The organism is Nocardioides sp. BP30, assembly GCF_029873215.1.
In the GTDB taxonomy this organism is placed as follows: Bacteria; Actinomycetota; Actinomycetes; order Propionibacteriales; family Nocardioidaceae; genus Nocardioides.
In genome coordinates, this window is record NZ_CP123620.1 from 3,206,899 (window position 1) to 3,229,619 (window position 22,721).

A 22,721-nucleotide genomic window follows, 5' to 3' on the forward strand; every position below is an offset into this window, starting at 1 on the left:
GCCCGAGCATTTGGGACCTCCGGGGACTAGCCTTGAGCCCCGGAAGTCATCCAACGCGCGCATCCGGAAGAGGCGAGCCAAGCCGTGTCCTCAGGCAACCCATCCAACAACACCACCGACGTCCCCGCAGAGTTCGGTGCCAACGAGTGGCTGGTCGAGGAGATGTTCGACCAGTACTCCAAGGACCCCTCGAGCGTCGATCCGGTCTGGGTGAAGTTCTTCGAGGCGAACGGCTCGCCGGGCGGTCCGTCCGACACCGGTACGGCGAAGCCCGCGGCCAACGGCAGCATCGCTCCCGAGCCGGTGAAGGCCGCGCCGGCCCCGGCCGCCGCGACCTCCCCGACCACCGGCGTCACCCCTGTCGCGGCGCCCGTCGCCACCCCCCGACCGGCCACCAGCCAGGCGGCCGAGCCGGCCAAGGACACCACCACCCCCGTCCCGAAGGAGAACCGGATCACTCCGGCCGCTCCCAGCAGCAGCACCGACGAGCCGACCTACACCACCCTCAAGGGCATCGCCGCCGCCACCGCGAAGAACATGGAGGTGTCGCTGTCCGTGCCGACGGCCACCTCGGTGCGCAACATCCCGGTGAAGCTGCTGTGGGACAACCGGGTCGTCATCAACAACCACCTGCGCCGGGCGCGCGGCGGCAAGGTGTCGTTCACCCATCTCATCGGCTACGCCATCATCAAGGCGATCAAGGCCATGCCCGCGATGAACAACACCTACGAGGAGCGCGACGGCAAGCCGACGCTCGTCGCCCAGCCGCACATCAACCTGGGCCTGGCGATCGACCAGCAGAAGCCCGACGGCACGCGGCAGCTGGTGGCGCCCTCGATCAAGAACTGCGAGACCTTCGACTTCGCCGGCTTCTGGGCGGCCTACGAGGAGATCATCAAGAAGGCCAAGGACAACAAGCTGTCCATGGCCGACTACTCCGGCACCACCGTCAGCCTCACCAACGTCGGCGGCCTCGGCACCAGCCACTCGGTGCCGCGGCTGATGGCCGGCCAGGCCGCCATCATCGGGGTGGGCTCGATGGAGTACCCCCCGGAGTGGATGGGCGCCTCCGAGACCGCTATCGCCGCCAACGGCGTCAGCAAGATCATGACGATGACCTCGACGTACGACCACCGGGTCATCCAGGGAGCCCAGTCCGGCGAGTTCCTCAACATCGTCTCCAAGCTGCTGCTGGGAGCCGACGGCTTCTATGACGAGATCTTCGCCAGCCTGCGGATCCCCTACACCCCGATCCGGTGGAACCAGGACGTCTCGACCAGCCACGACGACCAGATCTCCAAGCAGGTCCGGGTCGGCGAGCTGATCCACGCCTTCCGCGTCCGCGGCCACATGATGGCCGACACCGACCCGCTGGAGTACAAGCAGCGCACCCACCCCGACCTCGAGATCGAGAACCACGGCCTGACGCTGTGGGACCTCGAGCGCGAGTTCCCGGTGGGCTCCTTCGCGGCGGGCAAGAAGCCGTTCATGAAGCTGCGCGACATCCTCGGCGTGCTGCGGGACGCCTACGTGCGGACCACCGGCATCGAGTACATGCACATCCAGGACCCCGAGCAGCGGGCCTGGCTGCAGGAGCGCGTCGAGCGGCCCTACGACAAGACCCCGCGCGAGGAGCAGCTGCGCATCCTGGAGAAGCTCAACGAGGCCGAGGCCTTCGAGACCTTCCTGCAGACCAAGTTCGTCGGCCAGAAGCGCTTCTCCCTGGAGGGCGGTGAGACAGCCATCCCGGTGATCGACGAGATCTGCGAGGCGGCCGCCCAGTCCGGGCTGGACGAGGTAGCGATCGGCATGGCCCACCGCGGCCGGCTCAACGTGCTGGCCAACATCGTGGGCAAGGAGTACAGCCAGATCTTCCGCGAGTTCGAGGGCAACATCGACCCGCGGACGGTGCAGGGCTCCGGCGACGTGAAGTACCACCTCGGTGCCGAGGGCGAGCTGGTCGCCGGCACCGGCGAGAAGATCAAGGTGAGCGTCGCCGCCAACCCCTCGCACCTCGAGGTCGTCGACCCCGTGCTGGAGGGCATCGCGCGCGCCAAGCAGGACGTCCTGGACCGGGGCGACTTCTCGGTGCTGCCGCTGCTCGTCCACGGCGACGCGGCCTTCGCCGGCCAGGGCGTGGTGGCCGAGACGCTGAACCTCTCCCAACTGCGCGGCTATCGCACCGGCGGCACCGTGCACGTGGTGATCAACAACCAGGTCGGCTTCACCACCAGCCCGAGCAGCTCCCGCTCGACGCTGTACGCCACCGACGTCGCCCGGATGGTCCAGGCGCCGATCTTCCACGTGAACGGCGATGACCCGGAGGCGTGTGTCCGGGTCGCGCGGTTGGCCTTCGAGTACCGCCAGGCGTTCAACAAGGACGTCGTCATCGACCTCATCTGCTACCGCCGCCGCGGCCACAACGAGGGCGACGACCCGTCGTTCACCCAGCCGCTGATGTACGACCTGATCGAGAAGAAGCGCTCGGTGCGCAAGCTCTACACCGAGGCGCTGATCGGTCGCGGCGACATCACCGTGCAGGAGGCCGAGCAGGTGCTCGCCGACTACCAGGCCAAGCTGGAGCGGGTCTTCACCTCGGTCCGGGATGCGAACGCGCTGCCCGACCGCGGTTGGCAGACAGTGCCGCAGTACCCGGCCAAGGCACCGCTCGCCACCCCCTCAGCGGTCAGCGACGAGGTGCTCAAGCGGGTCGCGGACGCCTACGTGACGCCGCCGGTCGGCTTCACCGTCCACCCCAAGGTGATGCCGCAGCTGGAGCGTCGTGCCAAGCAGATCAGCGAGGGCGGCATCGACTGGGCCACCGGCGAGCTGCTCGCCTTCGGCTCGCTGCTGATGGAGGGCCGTCCGGTCCGGCTGGCCGGCCAGGACTCCCGCCGCGGCACGTTCTCGCAGCGCTTCGCCACGATGATCGACCGCACGAACGCCGACGAGTGGACGCCGCTGGCCAACCTCACCGAGGACCAGGCCAAGTTCTACGTCTACGACTCGCTGCTCTCGGAGTACGCCGCGCTCGGCTTCGAGTACGGCTACTCGGTCGCCCGTCCCGACGCGCTGGTGCTGTGGGAGGCGCAGTTCGGCGACTTCGTCAACGGCGCCCAGTCGGTGATCGACGAGTACATCACCTCCGGTCGCACCAAGTGGCAGCAGGACTCCGGGGTGGTGCTCCTGCTCCCCCACGGCTACGAAGGCCAGGGACCGGACCACTCCTCCGCCCGGATCGAGCGGTTCCTGCAGATGGCCGCCGACGACGCGATCCAGATCGCCCAGCCGTCGACGCCCGCCTCGCACTTCCACCTGCTGCGCACCCACGCGCACTCCGAGGACCACCGTCCGCTGGTGGTCTTCACGCCGAAGTCGATGCTGCGCCGCAAGGAGGCCGCCGCCCAGCCGGCGGACTTCACCAGCGGCAGCTTCCGCCCGGTGATCGGTGACGCGATGGCCGACAAGAGCCAGGTCGAGACGCTGCTGCTGGTCTCGGGCAGGCTGACCTGGGACCTGATGGTCGACCGCGGCAAGCGGGGTCTGGAGAGCAAGGTCGCGATCGCGCGCACCGAGCAGCTCTACCCCTGGCCGACCGAGGAGCTGAAGGCGGAGCTGGCCACCTACCCGAACCTGAAGAACGTCCGGTGGGTGCAGGACGAGCCGCTCAACCAGGGCCCGTGGCCGACCTTCGCCCTCAACGTGGTGCCCGAGCTCGGCGTACCCGTCCAGGTCATCGCCCGGACCGCCTCGACCACCACCGCCGTGGGTACGTCGAAGCGGCACCTGGCCGAGCAGAAGGAACTGCTGGACCAGGCCTTCGCCTGAGCAACGAACGCCGGACCGGCGCCGTCCCACCGTGGTGGGATGGCGCCGGTCCGGCGTTTGTAGGGTGCTGCCATGTACTTCACCGACCGCGGCATCGAGGAGCTCGTCAACCGGCGCGGCGACGACGAGGTCACGCTCGCCTGGCTCGCCGAGCAACTGCAGGCCTTCGTGGACATCCATCCGGAGTTCGAGACGCCGATCGAGCGCTTCGCTACCTGGCTGGCGCGTCTGGACGACCCCGAGGACTAGCCGAGGCGTCACCTTCCGTGGGTCGAGGCGTCACCTTCCGCGGGTCGAGGCGTCACCTTCCGCGGGTCGAGGCGTCACCTTCCGCGGGTCGAGGCGTCACATCGTGTCGTCGTCCGGGTCGGCACCGTCCTCGGCGGCCCGTCGCGCCGACTCACGCAGCTCGAACAGCTCGGTGGCCAGACCGCCGACCGAGGCGGCCACGTCCTTGACCGCCCCGGTCACGATGCCGGTGACCTCCCCGACGGTCGAGGCCATCGCCTCGACGGCACCCTGGAGGACGTCCTTGCGGATCTCGAGCTTGCTCAGGCGCGGAGTCGTCACCTCTCCAGTCTCCACGTTCTGACTCAGGCCGCCACCGCGCCGTCCGGGACCCGGTCCGGGGCGGTGTCCTTGCGACGCCCCGGTCGACCCGGGAGGGCGAGCTTGAGGATCTTGCCGAAGACGCCGCCGAGCTGGCGGTGCAGCGGGCCGGTGTTGTACGGCAGGTCGTACTTCTCGCAGATCCGGCGTACCTCCTCGGCGATCTCCGGGTAGCGACGCGCCGGGATGTCCGGGAAGAGATGGTGCTCGATCTGATGGCTCAGGTTGCCGCTCATCACGTGGAAGAGACGGCTGCCGGTGATGTTGGCCGAGCCGAGCAGCTGCCGGTAGTACCACTGCCCGCGGCTCTCGTCCTCGGTCTCCTCGATGGAGAACGTCGCGACGCCGGTCGGGAAATGGCCGCAGAAGATGATGTTGAAGGCCCAGATGTTGCGCACGAGGTTGGCCGTCGCGTTGCCGGCGAGCGTGAGCGGGAACAGCGGACCGGTGAGCGCCGGGAACAGCAGGTAGTCCTTGAGCGCCTGTCGCCTGACCTTGCGCATGATGCCGCGGTGCAGCGGCTTGTTGTCCTCGAACGTACGGCGGCCTGCGACCAGGTTCTCCACCTCGAGGTCGTGCAGAGCCACGCCCCACTCGAAGAAGATCATCAGCAGGAAGGCGTACAGCGGGTTCCCCAGGTAGTAGGGATGCCACGGCTGGTCCTCGTCCATCCGCAGGACGCCGTAGCCGATGTCGCGGTCCTTGCCGAGGATGTTGGTGAAGGTGTGGTGGATGTAGTTGTGCGAGTACTTCCACTGGTCGCTGGGGCAGACGTTGTCCCACTCATACATCCGGGAGTTGAGCCCGGGATCGCCCATCCAGTCGTACTGGCCGTGCATCACGTTGTGGCCGATCTCCATGTTGTCGAGGATCTTCGACACCGAGAGGGCGGCGACGGCCGCCGGCCACAGCGGCGGCAGGTAGAACATCGAGCGACCGGCGACCTCGAAGCCGCGCTGGTACTTCACGATCCTGCGGATGTAGTCGGCGTCGGCCTCGCCGAGGTCGGCCACGATCCGTCGCCGGATGGCGTCCATCTCGGCGCCGAACTCCTCGAGCTGCTCGGGCGTGAGCTTGATGCTGTGCATGGTTCCTCAGTCATCCTTCTTCGCACGGCAAGGTGCGGAAGTAGTGGTCTCAGAGATCGATCGCGCAGTCGCCCTCGGGCGAGCTCACGCAGATCCGGATCTCCTCGTCGGGACGGTCGGAGGTCTCACCGGTCAGCACGTTGCGGACCTTCCCCTCCGTCTTGGTCGCTGTGCAGCTGAAGCAGATGCCCATCCGGCAGCCGAAGGTCGGGCTCAGACCGGCCGCCTCGGCCTGCTCGAGGATGCTCTGCCCGGAGTTGTCGGCGACGACCCCGGATCTGTCGAACGCGAGCCGGCCGCCGGCGAGACCGCTGGTCCTCGGTGGCTTGAAGTACTCCACCCGGAGCCGGTCGTTCGGCACGCCGTCCACCTCGTACGCCGGACGCACCGCCTCCACCAGACCCGCGGGTCCGCACAGCCAGGTGTCGACCTCGCGGAAGTGGGGCACGATCCGCTCCAGCTCCATCGGGGAGAAGTTGCGACCGCCCTGCTCGGGGTAGACCAGGTGCAGGTCCACGCCGTACCCGGTGGTGCCGATCTCCTCGAGCTCGGCGCGGAAGATCTGGTGCTCCGCGGAGCGGGTGTAGTGCAGGAAGGTGACCCGGCCGCGGTGGGTGCGCAGCAGCAGGCTGCGCAGCATCGCCATCGCCGGCGTGATGCCGGAGCCGCCGGTGATGAACAGGACGTGCTCGGGGACCGCGTCGGGCAGGACGAAGTCACCAGCCGCCTGGGACAGGTGCACGACCTGCCCGACCGCGGCCTGATCGACCAGGTAGCGCGAGACCTCGCCGTCGGGGTTGGCACGCATCGTGACGCTGAAGCGCTCGCCGGGACGCGAGCCGGCGCTGGAGAGCGTGAAGCACCGGGTGAGCCGGCGGGCGCCCGGCAGGTCCACGGCGAGCTGCACGTACTGCCCGGGACGGTGACCGCGCCAGGTGCTGGTCGGCTGGAACGTCAGGGTCGCGACCGCCGGCTCGCCGGGGACGTCGACCTCGCGACGGATCTCGACCAGGCGGGCCCGCACCTCGTGCGCAGCCCACATCGGGTTGACGAGCTCGAGGTAGCGGTCGATCCCGTGCGGCGAGGCAAGGGCGGCGACGGCCCGTGATCTCAGCAGGGTGCCGGCGATGCTCATCGGAACCTCCTCGCTTTCGGTGAACATGCGTACACCGAAACTATCGCAAGCGCGGACGCGGCAAGGCAAGGGCAGAAAAGGTGAGGCGGGCCACTCGAGTGCACGCATGTGCACTCGATGACGCGCACCCACTAGGCTGGATCGGTGAGCGAGACCCGTGCCGAACAGAAGGAGCGCACCCGCCGGGCGATCCTCGACGCGGCGCTGGAGCTCACCGCGGAGACGGGGCTCGCCGGGCTCTCCCTGCGAGGTGTGGCCAAGCGGGTCGGCATCGTGCCCACCGCCTTCTACAGGCACTTCGACTCCATCGACGCGCTGGGGCTCGCGCTGGTCGAGGAGTCCCTGGTCTCGCTGCGGGCGATGCTGCGCGCGGTCCGTCAGCCCGAGGCGCTCGACAGCCTCGTCGGCGTCGCCGACGCCTCCGTCGACGTCCTGGTCGAGCACGTGCACGCCCAGCGGGCGCACTTCGCATTCCTCGCCCGGGAGCGCGGCGCGGGCCCGGCGACCGTCCGGGAGGCGATCCGGCGCGAGATCGAGCTGTGCGAGCACGAGCTGGCCACCGACCTCGCCCGCCTCACCGATGCCGGCACCTGGTCGGCGCGCGACCTTCGCGCCGTCTCAGGGCTGATCGTGATGCTGATGGTCGCCGGCACCGAGGAGCTCCTGGCCGCCCGCCGCGAGCAGGAGGCGGCGGTGGCGGAGACGACCCGGACCCGGCTGCGGATGGTGCTCATCGGTGTGCTGCACTGGCAGTCGCGCGCCTGACCGTCGAGCCGTCAGTTTCCGCGGGTCGAAGCGTCAGTTTCCGGGGCGGATCGAGATCTCCGGCACCGTCGCGTCCCGCGGCAGTTCGATCGCGCCGAGGACGGCGTCAGCGACGGTCTCGGGCCTGATCCACCTGCCCTCGTCGTACTCCTTGCCCTCCTGGGCGTGCACCTTCTCCTGCATCGCCGTCGCGGTCCGGCCCGGGAAGACCGAGGTGACCCGGATCAGCGGCTCCTCCTCGCGCAGGGCGTCGGCGAGGGCGCGCAGGCCGAACTTCGAGGCCGCGTACGCCGCCCACGCGGGGTTGGCGCGCAGGCCGGACCCGCTGTTGACGAGCACGACCGTGCCCCGCGCCGCGCGCAGCCGCGGAAGCAGCGCACGGGTCAGCAGGGCCGGGGCGACCAGGTTGACGGCCAACTGGTCCTGCCAGGCGGAGGCGCTCAGCTCGGCGACGGGGCCGAGCTCCACGACGCCGGCAGCGTGCACGGCACTGTCGAGACTCTCGGGCCATCGCTCCGCCTCGCCGATCGCTTCGAGCGTCTGCGCGTCGGCGAGATCGGCCAGCACCTCGACGCAGCCCTCCGGGGCGCGACCGCGGGTGCGGACCACCGCCCACACCCGATCGCCGCGCGCGAGCAGGCGCTCGGCGACGACCCGTCCGATGCCGGAGCCGGCGCCGGTGACCAGATGGTTCGATGGACCGGTCATCGGGTGAGCACGATCTTGCCGAACACGTCGCCCGAGGCGATCGCCTCGAAGCCCTCGCGCGCCCGTTCCATCGGCAGCACCCGGTCGATCAGCGGCTTGGTGCCTGTCGCATCGAGCAGCGAGACCAGCGAGGCGAGCTCGGTGCTGGTGCCCATCGTCGAGCCGATGACCCGCAGCTGCAGGAAGAAGATGTGCGTGAGCATCGCGTTGTCGACGTCGGGGCCCGACGTCGTACCGCTGATCACCAGCGCACCGCCCGGTCGCAGCGAGCGGATCGAGTGCTCCCAGGTCGCCCGGCCGACCGTCTCCATGACCGCGTCCACCTTCGCCGGCAGCCGTTCGCCGGAGGCGAACACCTCGTGCGCGCCGATCTCGAGGGCGCGGGCGCGCTTGGCCTCGTCGCGCGAGGTCGCCCAGACCCGCAGCCCGGCGGCGCGCGCCAGCGTGATCAGCGCCGTGGCGACGCCGCCACCGGCACCCTGCACGAGCACCGAGTCGCCGGCCTTGAGGCCGCCTTGGGTGAAGAGCATCCGATAGGCGGTCAACCACGCCGTCGGCAGGCAGGCCGCCTCCTCGAAGGAGTAGCCCTCCGGCAGCGCGATGGCGTTGCGCCGCGGCACCACCACCTTCGCGGCGAAGGTGCCCTGGTGCAGCTCGGAGAGCAGCGACCGCCGGGGATCGAGCGTCTCGTCGCCGACCCAGTCGGGGTCGCTGATGACGGCGTGCACCACCACCGGACGGCCGTCGGCGTCGATCCCGGCGGCGTCGCAGCCCAGGATCATCGGCAGCCGGTCCTGCTTCAGCCCCTGGCCCTTGAGCGACCACAGGTCGTGATGGTTGAGGCTGGCGGCCTTGACCGTCACGGTCGTCCAGCCGTCGGGGGCGACCGGATCGGGGCGCTCCCCCACCACCAGGCCGCTCAGCGGGTCCTCACGGCTGATCTTCTCGGCGTAGACGGCGAACATGCTCACCAACCTAACAAGGTCGAAAGGTCACAAACGGCGGGTCGAGAGGTCAGGTACGGCGGGTCGAGTGGTCACCCCACCCGCGAGACCTGACCAGTCGACCCGCGAAAGGTGACGTCTCGACGCGCAGAAGGTGACGTCTCGGCTCAACGACGGGCGACACCGTCGCGGCGCGCCGCATCGGCGACAGCCGCCGCGACCGCCGGCCCGACCCGGGGGTCGAACGGTGCCGGGATGATGTAGTCCTCCGTCAGCGCGTCGCCAACCAGGTCGGCAAGCGCCCGCGCCGCGGCCAGCTTCATGCCCTCGGTGATCGCGCTCGCCCGCGCGTCGAAGGCGCCGCGGAAGATGCCGGGGAACGCCAGCACGTTGTTGATCTGGTTGGGGAAGTCCGAGCGCCCCGTGGCGACCACCCGCGCGTGCTGGTGGGCCAGGTCGGGGTGGATCTCGGGGTCGGGGTTTGCCATCGCGAAGATGATCGCGTCGGAGGCCATCGAGGCGACGATCGCGGGCTCCACCGAACCGCCGGAGACGCCGATGTAGACGTCGGCACCGGCCATCACGGCCGCCAGGTCGCCGCGGCGACCGGTCCGGTCGGCCGTCAGCGCCGCCAGCGCGCGCTTCGAGGGCGTGAGGTCCTCGCGTGAGCCGTGCAGCACGCCCTTGCGGTCGAGTACGGCGAGATCCTGCACGCCGTACTCCAACAGGATCTTGGCGACCGCCACCCCCGCGGCCCCCGCGCCCGAGATCACCACCCGGGTCGACCCCGGCGAGCGCCCGGTCAGCCTCAGCGCGTTCTCCAGCGCCGCCAGGGTCACGACGGCGGTGCCGTGCTGGTCGTCGTGGAAGACCGGGATGTCGAGGCGCTCCTTGAGCCGGTCCTCGATCTCGAAGCAGCGCGGCGCGGAGATGTCCTCCAGGTTGATGCCGCCGAAGCTCGGTGCCATCGCGGCGACCGTGGCGACGATCTCGTCCACGTCGGTGGTGTCCAGGCAGATCGGGATGGCGTCGACGCCGCCGAACTCCTTGAACAGCACCGCCTTGCCCTCCATCACCGGCATCGCCGCCGTGGGACCGATGTCCCCCAGGCCCAGCACGGCGGTGCCGTCGGTGACGACAGCGACGGTGTTGGGGATCCAGGTGTAGGTCTCGGCCAGCTCGGGGGCCTCGGCGATCGCGGTGCAGACCCGGGCCACGCCCGGGGTGTAGGCCTTGGACAGCGCCTCGCGGTCGTTGACGGAGGCGGTGGCGACGATCGCCATCTTGCCGCCGACGTGCAGGTCGAAGACGGGGTCGCCGGCGAAGGGTCGGGTATCAGTCATGGGAGCGCAGCTTCTCGAATCTCGGGCGGGCGGAAAGGCGTCGCGCGAAGGGTCGAGCGCGGAACAGTCGCTGCCGAGAGGGTCGCCCCCGGTCCGCGTCAGTCTGGCACAGCCGTGCCGACCGCTGCAGCACCGTCCCGCGATGGCCTACGTCACATCCGGTCTCGCTCCGGCGGTGGTCAGAGCAGCCGTGGCCGCGGCCACAACCGGGCCAGCGGTACGGCGATGACCTCGGCGTGCCCGACCACCCCACGGTGACGCGAGTCGACCCCCTCCGCGGCGTTGTCGCTGAGCAGCCACCAGCCCGGCTCGCCGGTGCGGGTCTGGCGCTCCTCGGCGGCCCGCTTGACGGCGATCGTGCCGTCGGCGAAGCGAGCGACGACGAGCCCGCCGACCGCCGGCGGCCGCCGGTAGGAGACCAGCAGGAGGTCGCCGGCACGCAGGGTGGGCTGCATCGAGGCTCCGACCACCCTGGCCAGGCCCAGAGCCGGACGGGCGGCACGGCCCGGTCGGGCCGGTCGGGCGGGTCGGGCGGGTCGAGGAGTGGGTACCCGTGGAGAGCGCTGCGACACGCGAGTAGTGTCGCAGTCAGGACGATCCGTTCGACGACGAAAGAGGACCCGCATGTTTGCGCGCATGTTCGCCCCCACGCTCGAGGTCTCGGCCCACTGCGACCTGCCGTGTGGCGTCTACGACCCGGCCCAGGCCCGCATCGAGGCCGAGTCGATCAAGGCCATCATCGCCAAGGTCGCCGACAGCGACGACCCCGACTTCCGCACCCGCGCGGTGATCATCAAGGAGCAGCGCTCCGAGCTGGTCAAGCACCACCTGTGGGTGCTGTGGACCGACTACTTCAAGGCCCCGCACTTCGAGAAGTACCCCCAGCTGCACACCCTCTTCAACGAGGCCACCAAGCTGGCCGGCGCCTCCGGCACCAAGGGCACCCTCGACGGCGAGGTCGCCGACCAGCTGCTCGCGAAGATCGACGAGATCGCCGAGATCTTCTGGGAGACCAAGAAGGCCTGAGCGCCTGTCCCGGGTCGCCGACCTGGACAACCTCTCACTCGACGCCGCCTCGAGCCCGCACGGAGTCCCACCGGGACCCAGTGGGCCGAGAGCGGCGTCGAGTTCGTTCCGGGTCCGGCGCTCCCCGCGCACGTCCGTCCGATCGCCAGGTTTCGTCAAGGAAGCTGCGGGGCAGGCTGGCGGGTGTGAGTATCCGAGCACGCGGCGTTCTCGCCGCCCTGGTCCTGCCCGCCACCCTGACCGTCACCCTGAGCGCCTGCGGCAGCGGCAGCTCCTCGAACGACCGGCCCACCACCGCCGAGATCTCGAAGTCCCTGCAGAGCGGCAAGGCGGCCGAGCTCCTCGGCAGTACCAGCGCCATCTCCACCCAGGCGGCCGACTGCCTCGCCACCGCGCTGCACGACTCGAAGCTGTCGAACAAGACCCTCCAGGCCTTCGTCGACGGGGACAAGAACTACAAGGGCTCCAAGGCCGACGAGTCGGCACTGGACGACGTCGGCACGAAGGTCACCAGCTGCCTCAGCACTGCCCAGTGACCATCGCGCCGCGGGAGGTGTGGCGACCGCGGCGATAGGGAAGGATGGCCGCCATGTCCCACCCCTCACGTCGCGCCGACGTCGAGCTGCGGCTGCCCGCCGACTCGGCCTACGTCTCGGTGCTCCGCACCGCCAGCGCCGGCCTGGCGGCGCGCCTCGACTTCACCCTCGACGACATCGAGGACCTGCGGATGGCCGTGGGCGAGGCCAGCGCCCTCGTGCTCGAGGCAGCCGATGTCGACACCGACCTGACGGCCGCGTTCTGGCTCGAACAGCGCGCCATCACCCTGCGGGTCTCCGCGCCGGGCACCACGCCGGAGCTCGCCGCCGAGGAGGACTTCGCCTGGCAGGTCCTCACCACGCTGGCCACCGAGGCCTCGGTCACCAGCACCGAGGGCACGTTCGCCATCACCCTGCTGCTCAGCGCCGCGCCGCTGGAGACCGGCGTCTGAGATGTCCACCGACTCGTCTCGGGACGACGACATCGCCGACGTCCCCCGCAATGCGGCCGTCGAGGAGACCCGGCGCCGCAGCGCCGAGCTCTTCACGGTCCTGCACGGTGGTGGCTCGGTGGCCGAGCAGCAGGAGGCCCGCGACCAGCTGATCGGCCTGCACCTGCCGCTGGTCGAGCATTGCGCGCGTCGCTTCCGCAACCGCGGGGAACCACACGAGGACCTCGTCCAGGTGGGCACCATCGGCCTGCTCAAGGCGGTCGACCGCTTCGATGCCGAACGGGGCGTGGAGTTCTCGACGTACGCCACGCCCACGGTCATCGGGGAGATCAAGCGGCACTTCCGTGACAAGGGCTGGGCGATCCGGGTGCCGCGCCGCCTGCAGGAGCTGCGCCTCCAGATCGGCAGCATCAGCGGCGAGCTCACCCAGTCACTGGGCCGCTCGCCGACTCCGCGCGAGCTGGCCGAGCGGATCGGCTGCACCGTCGAGGAGATCGTCGAGGGACTGGAGTCGGGCAACGCCTACACCACGCTCTCGCTCGACGCCGGGGAGGACGGCGAGGACGGCGGTTCGGCGACGATGCTCGACGCGATCGGTGCCGAGGACGAGCACCTGGAGCATGTCGAGATCCGCGAGTCGATCAAGCCGCTCCTGGACGCGCTGGACGCCCGTGAGAAGAAGATCCTCATGTTGCGCTTCTTCCGCAACATGACGCAGTCGCAGATCGCCGAGGAGGTCGGCATCTCGCAGATGCACGTCTCCCGGCTGCTCAACCGCACCCTGCTGCACCTGCGGACAGCGCTCGACCAGGACTGATCCGCCTCGGAGCCGGACGGGCTCAGTGCACCTCGTCGACGGAGAGCGCCTCGAGGCTGGCCGGGTGCAGCACGCATGCCAGCGTGACGAGTGCGACGACGCCGAGCACGATCGCGACAGCGACGTTGGAATGTCGCGAGTCCCACGCGAGCCCCAGCGTGATCAGCTGCGTCAGCACGATCGGGGCGCGCGACCACGAGCGCAGCCGCCACAGGCCCACGGCGCACACCCCGAGGGCGGCGGCGTAGGCCAGGAAGAAGATCGCTGTGGTGACCGACATCGTCGACACGTTCACCAGGACGAGCACCGCCCACACGGCCAGGACGACGCCCTGGAGTGCGACGAGGGCAGCGGCTACAGTCAGGAAGACGGGGCGGGGCACCGCGCCAGCCTACGAGTCGGGCGATCGCGGTGAGGAATCCCACCCCTGCAGGCCTTGTTTAACGCTCCAATAGTTGGAATCCTTGGGTCTGCGCGTGTGAAGGCGTTCACACAACTACGCCCGCGCGCAGGTTCGGCACGGATCGTGCCCATCGAGACGTTGTAGGAAGTAGGGATCCCCCGGCCATGGATTGGCGCCACCGTTCGGCTTGCCTCGACGAGGACCCGGAGCTGTTCTTCCCCATCGGGAACACCGGCCCCGCGATTCTTCAGATCGAGGAGGCCAAGGCCGTCTGCCGACGCTGCGACGTACGCGAGCAGTGTCTGCAGTGGGCGCTCGAGGCTGGTCAGGACCACGGGGTCTGGGGTGGCCTGTCGGAGGACGAGCGACGCGCCCTCAAGCGGCGCAACGCCCGCTCGCGGGTCCGCTCCACCGCCTGACCGCTTCCATCACCCGGTCGCGCTCACTCCTCCAGCGGTACGTCGATGGCAGCGCTCGCGCCCGGTCCGCCGGCACGCGGCGCGAGGCGCAGGGTGCCCTTGAGCTCCGACTCGACCAGCGTCTTGACGATCGAGAGTCCGAGGTTGGTGGAGCGCTCCAGGTCGAAGTCGTGGGGCAACCCGTGGCCCTGGTCCTCGACGGTGATCCGCAGTCTGCCCTGCGGCCGGCTGACGCGGACCTCGATCCGGCCGATGCCACCCTCCGGCATGCTGCCGCCACCGCCGTAGCCATGCTCCACGGCGTTCTGGAGGAGCTCGGTGACCACCATCGCCAAGGCGGTGGCCATCTCGCTGGGCAGCGACCCGAAGGACCCGTCGCGGTGCACGCGCACCGGAGTGCCGACCGCCGAGACCTCGCTGACCATCGTGCCGAGCCGGTCGGCGATCTCGTCGAAGTCGACCCGCTCCTCGACGGCCTGCTGGCTGAGGGTCTCGTGGACCAGCGCGATGGAGCCGACGCGGCGCACGGCCTCGTCGAGGGCCGCCTTCGCGCTGGGCTCGCCGATCCGCCGTGCCTGCAGGCGCAGGAGCGCTGCCACTGTCTGCAGGTTGTTCTTCACCCGGTGGTGGATCTCGCGGATGGTGGCGTCCTTGGTGACCAGCTCCCGGTCCCGTCGACGAAGGTCGGTGACGTCACGGACGAGCACCAGGGCGCCGATGTGACGTTCCTGGGGCCGTAGCGGGATCGCGCGCACGATCAGGGAGACCCCCTGCGACTCGATCTCGGTGTCGCGATAGGCCCTGCCGCCCAGCACGGCGCTCAGCGTCTCCTCGTCCGGCCGGTCGCGGGGCGGCACCAGCTGCCGGGTCAGCTCGGCCAGCGAGCTGCCGGTCAGGTCCCCGGACAGGCCGAGCCGGCGGTAGACCGAGAGTGCGTTCGGGCTGGCGTAGTCGACGACCCCCTCGGCATCAACCCGCAGGAACCCGTCCCCCACCCGCGGCGTGTCGGCGTGGTCGCTGCGCTGCCCGGCCGAGGGGAACTGGCCGCCGGCGATCATCTGGGTCAGGTCGGCGGCGGTCTGGAGATAGGTCAGCTCCAGCCGGCTGGGGGTGCGGACGCCGAGCAGGTTGGTGTTGCGGCTGACCACGGCGATGACGCGCTGCTGGCGGCGCACCGGGATGGTCTCGACCCGGACGGGTACGTCGTCGCGCCACTCCGGGTCGCCCTCCCGCACGAGCCGGCCCTGGGTCAGCGCCTCGTCGAGCACCGGGCGGCGGCCGGTGGGCAGGAAGGTGCCCACGACGTCGTCGACGTACGCGGTGGGGCCGGTCGTCGGACGCATCTGTCCCGCCGCCCACAGGCCCTTGCCCTCGCGGTCCGGCAGCCACAGCACGAGGTCGGCGAAGGACAGGTCGGCGACGATCTGCCAATCCGCCATGAGCAGCTGCAGCCAGCTGACGTCGTCGGCATCCAGATCCGTGTGGCTGCGGGCGAGCTCGGGCAACGAGGGCACGGCGCCACGATAGATGTCTGAAACAATGGGCCCATGTCCGGGTCATATTGGGAAGCCGTGCGCGAGACGGGGCTGAGTGTGCCCTCCGACCGCCCACTCGACGAGCTCACCGCCGAGCTCACCCGCATGCTCGGCGACCCCGATCCCGAGATCCGGGAGGCGTTGGCCCATCCGGCCCTGTCCACCTGGATCGCGCAGGGGGTGTACGACGACCTCCTCTCCGGGCTCGGCGACGGCATGGCCGCGGGCCTCGTGGTCGGCCTGGGCGACGCCGACTCCGACAGCGTCTTCCGTCGCAGCTACTCGGCCCTGGTGCTCGGTGCCTGCATCGCGCGCGACAACGAACGCCCGCTCGTCCCCGGTGGCAAGGTGCTCGAGTGGGGCGATCGGGTCGCCACCTGGCTGCTGCGCGAGCGTGACCTGCGCGGGTTCGTGGTGGGCAAGGGCTGGGCCCATGCCGTGGCACACGGTGCCGACGCCCTGGCCACGCTGGCGTCCTCCCCGCACGTGGCCACGCCCGAGCTCACCGTGATCCTGGACGTGGTGGCCGACCGGGTGCTGGCGCCGGTCGCCGCGGCGTACGGGCAGGGTGAGCCGGATCGGCTCGCGCGCGCCACCATGGCCGTGCTGCGGCGCGACCTCGTGCCGCTCACCGTGGTCGAGCCGTGGGTCGCTCGGATCGGCGCCTCGACCGCCGTCCCGGCGCCGGACGCCGGCAACGCCGAGGCGTTCCTGCGCGCGCTCTACCTCCAGCTCGCGCTCGGCCCGCACCCGCCCGAGGTGCGGGCCGACCTGCTGCTCACCCTGGTGGAGGTGCTCCGCCGCCGCAACGCCGACCTGCGCCGCCGCTGATCCCGGGCAGGCGCCGGTTCGTCTGGTCGCATCGTGGCCACTCGACCCGCGATGGGTGACGCCTCGGCGAAATGCAGCGAGCCCCTGGCCGGAAGGCCGGGGGCTCGTGTGCTTGAGTTGCGCTCAGGCGTTGGGGCGCTTGCCGTGGTTCGCGCCCTTCTTCTTGCGAGCGCGGCGCTTGCGGCCGGTCTTGCCCATGGTGTCCTCCTGGATCGATACGTCGCCCACGAAGGGCAGGGGCCAGTCTCTCAAACTCGACCCGGGAGGGCGAATCTGGGGCGCGAGGTCACCGCTCGGTGATCTCCACGCGGACCTGCTGCAGCCGCAGCATGATCTTCGCGCGCAGCTCGCCGGGTGCCGTCTCCGAGCACGAGCGCGCCACGACCTGCTTCACCGTGCGCTGCAGGTCGTACTTCGCCAGGCACGGGTTGCAGGAGTCGAGGTGCTCGCGCACCGCCGAGCAGTCCGCCTCGTCGAGCTCGTTGTCGATGAAGTAGACGATCTGCTCGAGGTAGTCGGCGCACTCCGCTGCCGAGATCTCGACGTCGTGGACGTGGTCCTGGCTCATGACGCTCCCCCGTCGCGCCCGGCCGAGGCCAGGTCGTTCTTCTGCGCATAGTCGGACAGCAGGTCGCGCAGCTGGCGCCGACCGCGGTGTAGGCGTGACATCACGGTGCCGATCGGCGTCTCCATGATCTCGGCGATCTCCTTGTAGGCGAATCCTTCGACGTCGGCGAGGTAGACGGCCAGCCGGAACTCCTCGGGCAGCCGCTGCAGCGCATCCTTGACCTGCGAGTCGGGTAGGTGCTCGAGCGCCTCGGTCTCGGCTGACTTCAGCCCGTGCGAGGTGTGCGACTCGGCGCGCGCGAGCTGCCAGTCCTCCACGTCCTCCGACATCGACTGCTGCGGCTCCCGCTGCTTCTTGCGGTAGCTGTTGATGAAGGTGTTGGTGAGGATCCGGTACAGCCAGGCCTTGAGGTTGGTGCCCGGCTTGAACTGGTGGAAGGAGGAGTACGCCTTGGCGAACGTCTCCTGCACCAGGTCCTCGGCGTCGGCCGGATTGCGCGTCATCCGCATCGCGGCGGAGTAGAGCTGGTCGAGGAACGGCAGCGCGTCGCGCTCGAACCTCAGCGCACGCTCCCCGTCCGTCTCGGGGGCAGCGGTCACAGCCGCGTCGGCCGCGCTCTCGTCGTGCGAGAGCCCGGCGGTCAGGTCATCGAAGGTGTCACTCATCGTGCTCAAGACTACGCGGCCGGAACCGGGATCGGTGTCCGTCACCGAAGGGCGGTCGAGGCAGGTGATCATGTCGAGTCAACGCATCGCCGGTGTGGCTTCATTCCCGGGCGCCCGCCACCTCGCGCACCAGCCACTCCAGCGTCGACTCCACCAGGATCGCATCCGCCTCCTCCTGGCTCACCGGTCCGCGCTTGGCCACCCGCAGGGAGTGGTCGGCACCCGGTACGACGACGAGGTCCATCGACCCCAGCTCGCCGGGGAACTCCTCCGGGCCGCCCATCGGGTCCCGCTCCCCCTGGATCACCAGCGTCGGCACGCCGGCACCCTCCAGCTCCTGGGCTCGGCTCCTCTCGGGCCGGCCCGGGGGGTGCAGCGGGAAGGCGAGCGCGAGGCACCCGGCGGCCCCCAGGCCCCGGGCGGTGCGGGCCGCCGATCGCGCACCGGCCGAGCGCCCGCCGACCACGAGTGGCGTGCGCAGCCGCAGGTGGTCGACGGCGGCGGTCAGGGCGGCGTCGAGGCTGGCGGGCGGCGAGGCGACCCGCCGCCCGGCGACCCGCCACGGCTGCTCGAAGAGCAGCACGGTGAATCCCTCGGCGGGCAACGCCGAGGCCAGCGCCTGGAGATCGTGCGTCTCGATCCCGTTGCCCGCGCCATGGCTGAGCAGCACGGTCGCGATGGTCGAGCGCGCTCGCCTGGCCTCCAGGCGCCCCTCACCGTACGGCGTGGCGATCATCTGGGTGCTCACAGCAGGGACTCCTCCAGCGGCAGCGGTTCGACGAGCTCGGGACCGTTGTTGCGTACGTTGCTGACCAGACTGCTCACCGGGTAGGCCTCGAGGAGGCCGGGCAGGGCGGGCTGCAGGAGATCGACGGCGGCCGGGTGCAACGGGTCGAGCCAGGCTCCCCAGCGCTCCTGCGCGACCATGAGCGGCATCCGGTCGTGGATACGGCCCAGGTCGTCCTCGGCGGTGGTCGTGATGACGGTGCAGGTCCAGCGCCAGGCGGCCGGGTCGTCGTCGGCGAGCGTGCGATCGCGCCAGATCTCGTAGAGCCCCGCCATCGCGAGCACGCCGCCGTCGCGGGGGCGGATGAAGAAGGGCTGCTTGCGCGGCTTCCCCTTGGCGTCGGTGCGGGAGGTCGCGTACCACTCGAAGTAGCCGTCGGCGGGCAGCAGGCAACGGCGGGAGGCGAACGCCTTGCGGAAGGCGGGCTTGTCGGCCACTGTCTCCATCCGCGCGTTGATCATCCGCGAGCCGATGCCGGGGTCCTTCGCCCACGACGGCACCAGTCCCCACCGCAGGGTGCGCAGCTGGCGTTGCTGCGGCCGTTCCTCCCGCGCCGGCCGCTCCAGCACGGCGTACACCTCGTCGGTGGGTGCGACGTTGTACGACGCGGGCAGGCGCTCCGCGAGGTGGGTCTCGGCGACGTCGAACTCCTCGACGAGATCGTCCACGTCCCGACTCGACGCGTAGCGGCCGCACATGCGGCCAGACTAGTGGGCGCCGGGACGCGCCGGCGGTTGCGACGGGGCGGCCTGCGGACCCGGCTGAGCCCGGACCGGGCTGGGTCCGCCGGCGATCAGGCTCGGGCGAGCTCGTCGAGCAGGCTGACCGCCGCGGCGTCGGTCGAGGGTAGGCCCTCCACCCAGACCCGCTGCGCCTGCGCCGAGACCATCCGACGCAGCAGCGCCACGCGTCCGGGAAGCGCCTCGCGGCGCGGGGCGAGCACGACCACCTTGCCGTGCCCGACCTGAGCGATGGTCTCGCCGGCGAAGACCGAGCGGGCGACCTGGCCGAGCAGGGAGAGCCGGTGGGCCGCCGAGATCGGGTCGAGCGCTCCGCCCGCGTCGGCGACGACCAGGGCGTGGCCGTTGCTCACGTCCGGACCGGCGCTGCCGTGCGTGTCGCGTTCGCTCAGGACCGCGTCGCGATAGAGCTCGGCGATCCGCTCCCGCAGATGCGCATGCGTCGAGAGCCCGGTCAGCGGGTCGGCGCAGGAGAGGCCGTGCAGGTAGGACAGCGTCGCGTCGCTCCAGGTGAGCGAGAGTGCTTGGGACTCCTCGAAGAGCGGGTCGCGCCTGGCCACGAGCTGGGTGGTGGCACGCAGTCCCTCCAGACCCTCACCGAGGGAGGACCCGAGCTCCGCAAGCGTCCTGCCCACCACCCAGCACGCGTCGACGGACGAGATGCCGGCGGCCAGTGCCTCCCCTACCGCCTCGAAGTGCGGGGCCAGCAGCGCCCGCATCTCCTCGGTCAGCTCCGCACCGTCTTGCCGGAGGCCGGTGGAACTGCGCGCGCGCACGAATAGCCCCACGATGCCCTCTCTCGTCCGTTCCAGACACGATCTCAACCGCCTCGTGCGACGATGAGACGCATCACAGGCCGGATCATGACGCCGGGTTGCCGTACTTTCTGCGACGAAAGGTACGGCGGCCACCCCTGGTCGCGACCCGGCCCCCGGAACCGACGGGAGAACGGGGACATGAAAGTGGTCTATCCGGCGTCATGATTCGCGAAGTCGTGCGTCTACCTTCTCGTGAGTGATGCGCATCCGAGCCAGCCGGACGAGCTGCCTCCGCTTGACGAGCCCGGTGATGCCGAGCTGATCTCCGCCGTGCGCGGCGGCGATCTCGAGGCCTACGGCACGCTCTTCGAGCGCCACGTCGACTCGGCACGTCGGCTGGCCCGCCAGCTGGTCTCGGCCGGCGACGTGGACGACCTCGTCTCGGATGCGTTCGCCAAGGTGCTCGCTGTCCTCCAGCGCGGCGGCGGCCCCGACCTGGCGTTCCGCGCCTACCTGTTGACCTCACTGCGCCGGTTGCACGTCGACCGCCTGCGTGCGGGCGCGCGACTCACCACGACCGACGACCTCGCGGCGTACGACCCGGGGGTGCCGTTCGAGGACACGGCCGTGACGGGCTTCGACAACGCCGCCGCGGCCAGGGCCTTCGCCTCGCTGCCCGAGCGCTGGCAGCAGGTGCTGTGGCACACCGAGGTGGAGGGTCAGAAGCCCGCCGAGGTCGCGCCGCTGCTGGGGATCAGCGCCAACTCGGTCTCCGCGTTGGCCTACCGGGCGCGCGAGGGCCTGCGCCAGGCGTTCATCTCGATGCATGCACAGGAGGCGATCGAGGACGACTGCGCGGTGATCCGGGCGCAGCTCGGCGGGTACCTGCGCGGTGGCGTCTCGCGCCGCGACGCCGCCAAGGTGGAGGACCACCTGGCCACGTGCCGGGAGTGCAACGCCATCTACCTCGAGCTGGCCGAGGTCAACAACGACCTCGGGGCCGTTCTCGCACCGATGCTGCTCGGGTCGGCCGGTGCCGGCTATCTCGCCCACCTCGGCGCTGTCGGAGCCGCCAAGGGCGGCCTGCCGGTGTTCCTCGACCGGACCCGGGACTGGGTGGTCCACCACCCAGCGGGGCGGATCGCGGCCGGCGCCACCGGTGCCGTCGCCGCCGCGGCGGTGGTCGCGGCCGTCGCGCTCGCCCAGAGCGGGCCAGCGCCTCTCTCCGACGCGCGCACCCAGCCGTCCGCCGACGCGCCGAGCACCGCACCGCCGACGCCGCAGGCAGGCGCCTCCCCCGGCGCGGCGCGGCCGCCCAGGCCCACCGGACGGGCGTCGTCGAACCCTTCGGCGACGGCCCCCGCGACGACACCGCCGGCGAGTGCCCCTGCAGCCCACGGCCCGTTCGCCTCCTCGTCGTCGGCGTCATCAGGACCGTCGCACCCCGTCATCCGTACGCCGCTGTCCCCCGTCCGGGCACCCGCGGCCCGGACGCCGGTGACGATCAGGCTCACCAAGGGGGCCGTCGCTCCCGACGGCGATCCGCTCCGGGTGCAGTCGGCCCGGGTCGTGCGGCGTGCGCACGGCACCGTGGCGATCGACCGCGACGGTGTCTCGGACCGGCCGCTGGCGCGGCTGGTGTCCCGAGGCGTCGCCGGGAGCACCGGCCCCGCCACCTCCGTCACCTACACGCCCGACACCGGCTGGCGCGGCACCGACACGATCGCGTACGTGCTCGCCGACGCGCACGGCCGCACCGTCTCCGGCTCGGTCCAGGTGACCACCCCCGACGCAGCGCCGGTCGCGCAGGCCGACGTGCTCCGCATCCCCGGCACCTGGCAGCGCGGTACGGCGACGCGTCTCGACGTCCTGGCCAACGACCGCGACGAGAACGGCGACCCACTGCGCGTCAAGCGCGTCACCACACCTGCGCACGGCACCGCGACAGTCTCCGGTGGCGTGGTCCGCTACTCCCCTGCGGCCGGCTACACCGGAGCGGACTCTTTCGGCTACACCGTCGCCGACGGCCACGGCGGCACCGCGACGGCCTCCGTCACCGTGACAATCGGTCGGCTGCCCGACCGTGTGCCGCAGGTCGCCTCGACCACCGAGACCATCGCCTTCGGCGAGCCGCTCACCCTCCACCTGGGCGAGCTCGCCAGCGACGCGGACGGCGACCACCTGACGTTCGCGACCCGGACCCAGCCGGCCCACGGCTCTCTCACCGTGGCCGCCGACGGCACCGCCACCTACCTACCGGCGAGCGGATTCTTCGGCCACGACTCGTTCGTCTACGCCGTCTCCGACGGCCGGGGCGGGACACAGGCCGCCACCGTCACCGTCATCGTGCAGCCACCCGTCTCCGACCTCACGCTCTCCCACCTGACGGCGGGGGTCGCAGGCTACGAACACATCCGGCTGGTGGCCGACGGCATCCCCGACGGGCGCTCCGCCACCCTGCACCTGCACATCGCCGGCATCGCCGGATGGGCGCCCGGGGAGGCCCACTCCCTCGGCGGCGACCTCGCCGGCTGCACCCTGCCCGCCGCGCCGCTCGGCAGCCTCGACCTGACCTGCAGCGTGACCGGTGACGGCGAGATGCTGCACCTCGACTTCGACGTGGCCGAGGGGTGGAGCGTGGACGCCTCGCTCACGCCGGACGACTTCACCGACGACGATCCCGGGAACAACACCTTCCACCGCACCGCGAGCACCCCGTTGGGCCAGTGAGCGCATACCCCCGGTGGTTCTCGGTAACAGGGCC

25 protein-coding genes are annotated in these 22,721 nt (G+C 70.8%); 10 read left to right on the forward strand and 15 right to left on the reverse strand.

Annotated elements, in window-relative coordinates:
* The first annotated feature begins 84 nt into the window (after positions 1-84).
* Complete coding sequence (locus P5P86_RS15135; RefSeq protein ID WP_280608277.1) at positions 85-3,828, forward strand: multifunctional oxoglutarate decarboxylase/oxoglutarate dehydrogenase thiamine pyrophosphate-binding subunit/dihydrolipoyllysine-residue succinyltransferase subunit; 3,744 nt, start codon at positions 85-87, stop codon at positions 3,826-3,828.
* A gap of 72 nt (positions 3,829-3,900) precedes the next feature.
* Positions 3,901-4,077: a DUF6104 family protein gene (locus P5P86_RS15140; protein WP_280608278.1), complete on the forward strand. Its 177-nt coding sequence runs from the start codon at positions 3,901-3,903 to the stop codon at positions 4,075-4,077.
* 96 nt (positions 4,078-4,173) lie between these two features.
* Here P5P86_RS15140 and P5P86_RS15145 read toward each other — a convergent pair whose 3' ends face one another.
* The 3 genes from P5P86_RS15145 to P5P86_RS15155 are packed head-to-tail and all read right to left on the reverse strand — an operon-like array spanning position 4,174 to position 6,660.
* A complete protein-coding gene (locus P5P86_RS15145) occupies positions 4,174-4,398 on the reverse strand; it encodes a hypothetical protein (RefSeq protein WP_280608279.1) in 225 nt (74 codons plus the stop codon).
* A 23-nt stretch (positions 4,399-4,421) separates the two neighbouring features.
* Positions 4,422-5,525 carry a fatty acid desaturase family protein gene (locus P5P86_RS15150; RefSeq protein ID WP_280608280.1) on the reverse strand — a complete coding sequence of 368 codons (1,104 nt, stop codon included), beginning with the start codon at positions 5,523-5,525 and terminating at the stop codon, positions 4,422-4,424.
* Between the two features lie 49 nt (positions 5,526-5,574).
* A complete protein-coding gene (locus P5P86_RS15155; RefSeq protein WP_280608281.1) occupies positions 5,575-6,660 on the reverse strand; it encodes a ferredoxin reductase in 1,086 nt (361 codons plus the stop codon).
* A 144-nt stretch (positions 6,661-6,804) separates the two neighbouring features.
* On the opposite strand from P5P86_RS15155, the gene P5P86_RS15160 reads away from it, so the two are divergent.
* Positions 6,805-7,425, forward strand: coding sequence for a TetR family transcriptional regulator (locus tag P5P86_RS15160; protein WP_280608282.1), 621 nt, complete (start codon positions 6,805-6,807; stop codon positions 7,423-7,425).
* 33 nt (positions 7,426-7,458) lie between these two features.
* Here the strand turns inward: P5P86_RS15160 and P5P86_RS15165 are convergent, their stop codons facing one another.
* From P5P86_RS15165 to P5P86_RS15180, 4 genes are all read right to left on the reverse strand, one after another.
* Complete coding sequence (locus P5P86_RS15165; protein WP_280608283.1) at positions 7,459-8,133, reverse strand: SDR family oxidoreductase; 675 nt, start codon at positions 8,131-8,133, stop codon at positions 7,459-7,461.
* A complete protein-coding gene (locus tag P5P86_RS15170) occupies positions 8,130-9,098 on the reverse strand; it encodes a zinc-binding dehydrogenase (protein ID WP_280608284.1) in 969 nt (322 codons plus the stop codon). Before P5P86_RS15170 ends, P5P86_RS15165 begins: the two co-directional genes overlap by 4 nt.
* Positions 9,099-9,244: 146 nt before the next feature.
* Positions 9,245-10,420 carry an NAD(P)-dependent malic enzyme gene (locus P5P86_RS15175; RefSeq protein WP_280608285.1) on the reverse strand — a complete coding sequence of 392 codons (1,176 nt, stop codon included), beginning with the start codon at positions 10,418-10,420 and terminating at the stop codon, positions 9,245-9,247.
* Positions 10,421-10,599: 179 nt separating this feature from the next.
* Positions 10,600-10,905, reverse strand: a complete 306-nt coding sequence (locus P5P86_RS15180; RefSeq protein ID WP_280611271.1) for a S24/S26 family peptidase — start codon at positions 10,903-10,905, stop codon at positions 10,600-10,602.
* Between the two features lie 151 nt (positions 10,906-11,056).
* Between P5P86_RS15180 and sodN the strand changes: the two genes are divergently transcribed.
* The 4 genes from sodN to P5P86_RS15200 all read left to right on the forward strand — a co-directional run bounded on the left by sodN (position 11,057) and on the right by P5P86_RS15200 (position 13,251).
* Complete coding sequence (sodN, locus tag P5P86_RS15185) at positions 11,057-11,446, forward strand: superoxide dismutase, Ni (protein WP_280608286.1); 390 nt, start codon at positions 11,057-11,059, stop codon at positions 11,444-11,446.
* A 185-nt stretch (positions 11,447-11,631) separates the two neighbouring features.
* A complete protein-coding gene (locus P5P86_RS15190) occupies positions 11,632-11,982 on the forward strand; it encodes a hypothetical protein (RefSeq protein ID WP_280608287.1) in 351 nt (116 codons plus the stop codon).
* 53 nt (positions 11,983-12,035) lie between these two features.
* Positions 12,036-12,434 carry an ATP-binding protein gene (locus P5P86_RS15195; RefSeq protein ID WP_280608288.1) on the forward strand — a complete coding sequence of 133 codons (399 nt, stop codon included), beginning with the start codon at positions 12,036-12,038 and terminating at the stop codon, positions 12,432-12,434.
* 1 nt (position 12,435) lies between these two features.
* Positions 12,436-13,251, forward strand: a complete 816-nt coding sequence (locus tag P5P86_RS15200; RefSeq protein WP_280608289.1) for an RNA polymerase sigma factor SigF — start codon at positions 12,436-12,438, stop codon at positions 13,249-13,251.
* Between the two features lie 22 nt (positions 13,252-13,273).
* Here the strand turns inward: P5P86_RS15200 and P5P86_RS15205 are convergent, their stop codons facing one another.
* Positions 13,274-13,633: a hypothetical protein gene (locus P5P86_RS15205; RefSeq protein WP_280608290.1), complete on the reverse strand. Its 360-nt coding sequence runs from the start codon at positions 13,631-13,633 to the stop codon at positions 13,274-13,276.
* A 185-nt stretch (positions 13,634-13,818) separates the two neighbouring features.
* On the opposite strand from P5P86_RS15205, the gene P5P86_RS15210 reads away from it, so the two are divergent.
* Entirely contained in the window at positions 13,819-14,073 is a 255-nt protein-coding gene (locus P5P86_RS15210) for a WhiB family transcriptional regulator (RefSeq protein ID WP_280608291.1), read from the forward strand.
* A gap of 23 nt (positions 14,074-14,096) precedes the next feature.
* Here P5P86_RS15210 and P5P86_RS15215 read toward each other — a convergent pair whose 3' ends face one another.
* A complete protein-coding gene (locus P5P86_RS15215; protein WP_280608292.1) occupies positions 14,097-15,587 on the reverse strand; it encodes a sensor histidine kinase in 1,491 nt (496 codons plus the stop codon).
* A 33-nt stretch (positions 15,588-15,620) separates the two neighbouring features.
* Here P5P86_RS15215 and P5P86_RS15220 point away from each other — a divergent pair, with 33 nt between their 5' ends.
* On the forward strand, positions 15,621-16,439 hold the full coding sequence (locus tag P5P86_RS15220; protein WP_280608293.1) for a DUF2785 domain-containing protein: 819 nt from the start codon (positions 15,621-15,623) through the stop codon (positions 16,437-16,439).
* A 123-nt stretch (positions 16,440-16,562) separates the two neighbouring features.
* Here P5P86_RS15220 and P5P86_RS20110 read toward each other — a convergent pair whose 3' ends face one another.
* From P5P86_RS20110 to P5P86_RS15245, 6 genes are all read right to left on the reverse strand, one after another.
* On the reverse strand, positions 16,563-16,637 hold the full coding sequence (locus P5P86_RS20110; RefSeq protein ID WP_369759046.1) for a 50S ribosomal protein bL37: 75 nt from the start codon (positions 16,635-16,637) through the stop codon (positions 16,563-16,565).
* Positions 16,638-16,725: 88 nt separating this feature from the next.
* Positions 16,726-17,007 (reverse strand): mycothiol system anti-sigma-R factor, encoded by a 282-nt coding sequence (gene rsrA, locus P5P86_RS15225; RefSeq protein ID WP_280608294.1) that lies wholly within the window; start codon positions 17,005-17,007, stop codon positions 16,726-16,728.
* Positions 17,004-17,744, reverse strand: coding sequence for a sigma-70 family RNA polymerase sigma factor (locus P5P86_RS15230; RefSeq protein WP_280608295.1), 741 nt, complete (start codon positions 17,742-17,744; stop codon positions 17,004-17,006). The genes rsrA and P5P86_RS15230 overlap by 4 nt, the downstream gene beginning before the upstream one ends.
* Positions 17,745-17,772: 28 nt before the next feature.
* A complete protein-coding gene (locus tag P5P86_RS15235) occupies positions 17,773-18,420 on the reverse strand; it encodes an alpha/beta hydrolase family protein (RefSeq protein ID WP_280608296.1) in 648 nt (215 codons plus the stop codon).
* Positions 18,417-19,157, reverse strand: a complete 741-nt coding sequence (locus P5P86_RS15240; RefSeq protein WP_280608297.1) for an SOS response-associated peptidase — start codon at positions 19,155-19,157, stop codon at positions 18,417-18,419. The genes P5P86_RS15235 and P5P86_RS15240 overlap by 4 nt, the downstream gene beginning before the upstream one ends.
* A gap of 95 nt (positions 19,158-19,252) precedes the next feature.
* Positions 19,253-19,975, reverse strand: coding sequence for a hypothetical protein (locus P5P86_RS15245; protein ID WP_280608298.1), 723 nt, complete (start codon positions 19,973-19,975; stop codon positions 19,253-19,255).
* Positions 19,976-20,209: 234 nt separating this feature from the next.
* Between P5P86_RS15245 and P5P86_RS15250 the strand changes: the two genes are divergently transcribed.
* Positions 20,210-22,687, forward strand: coding sequence for a sigma-70 family RNA polymerase sigma factor (locus P5P86_RS15250; protein WP_280608299.1), 2,478 nt, complete (start codon positions 20,210-20,212; stop codon positions 22,685-22,687).
* The last annotated feature ends 34 nt before the right edge of the window (positions 22,688-22,721 follow it).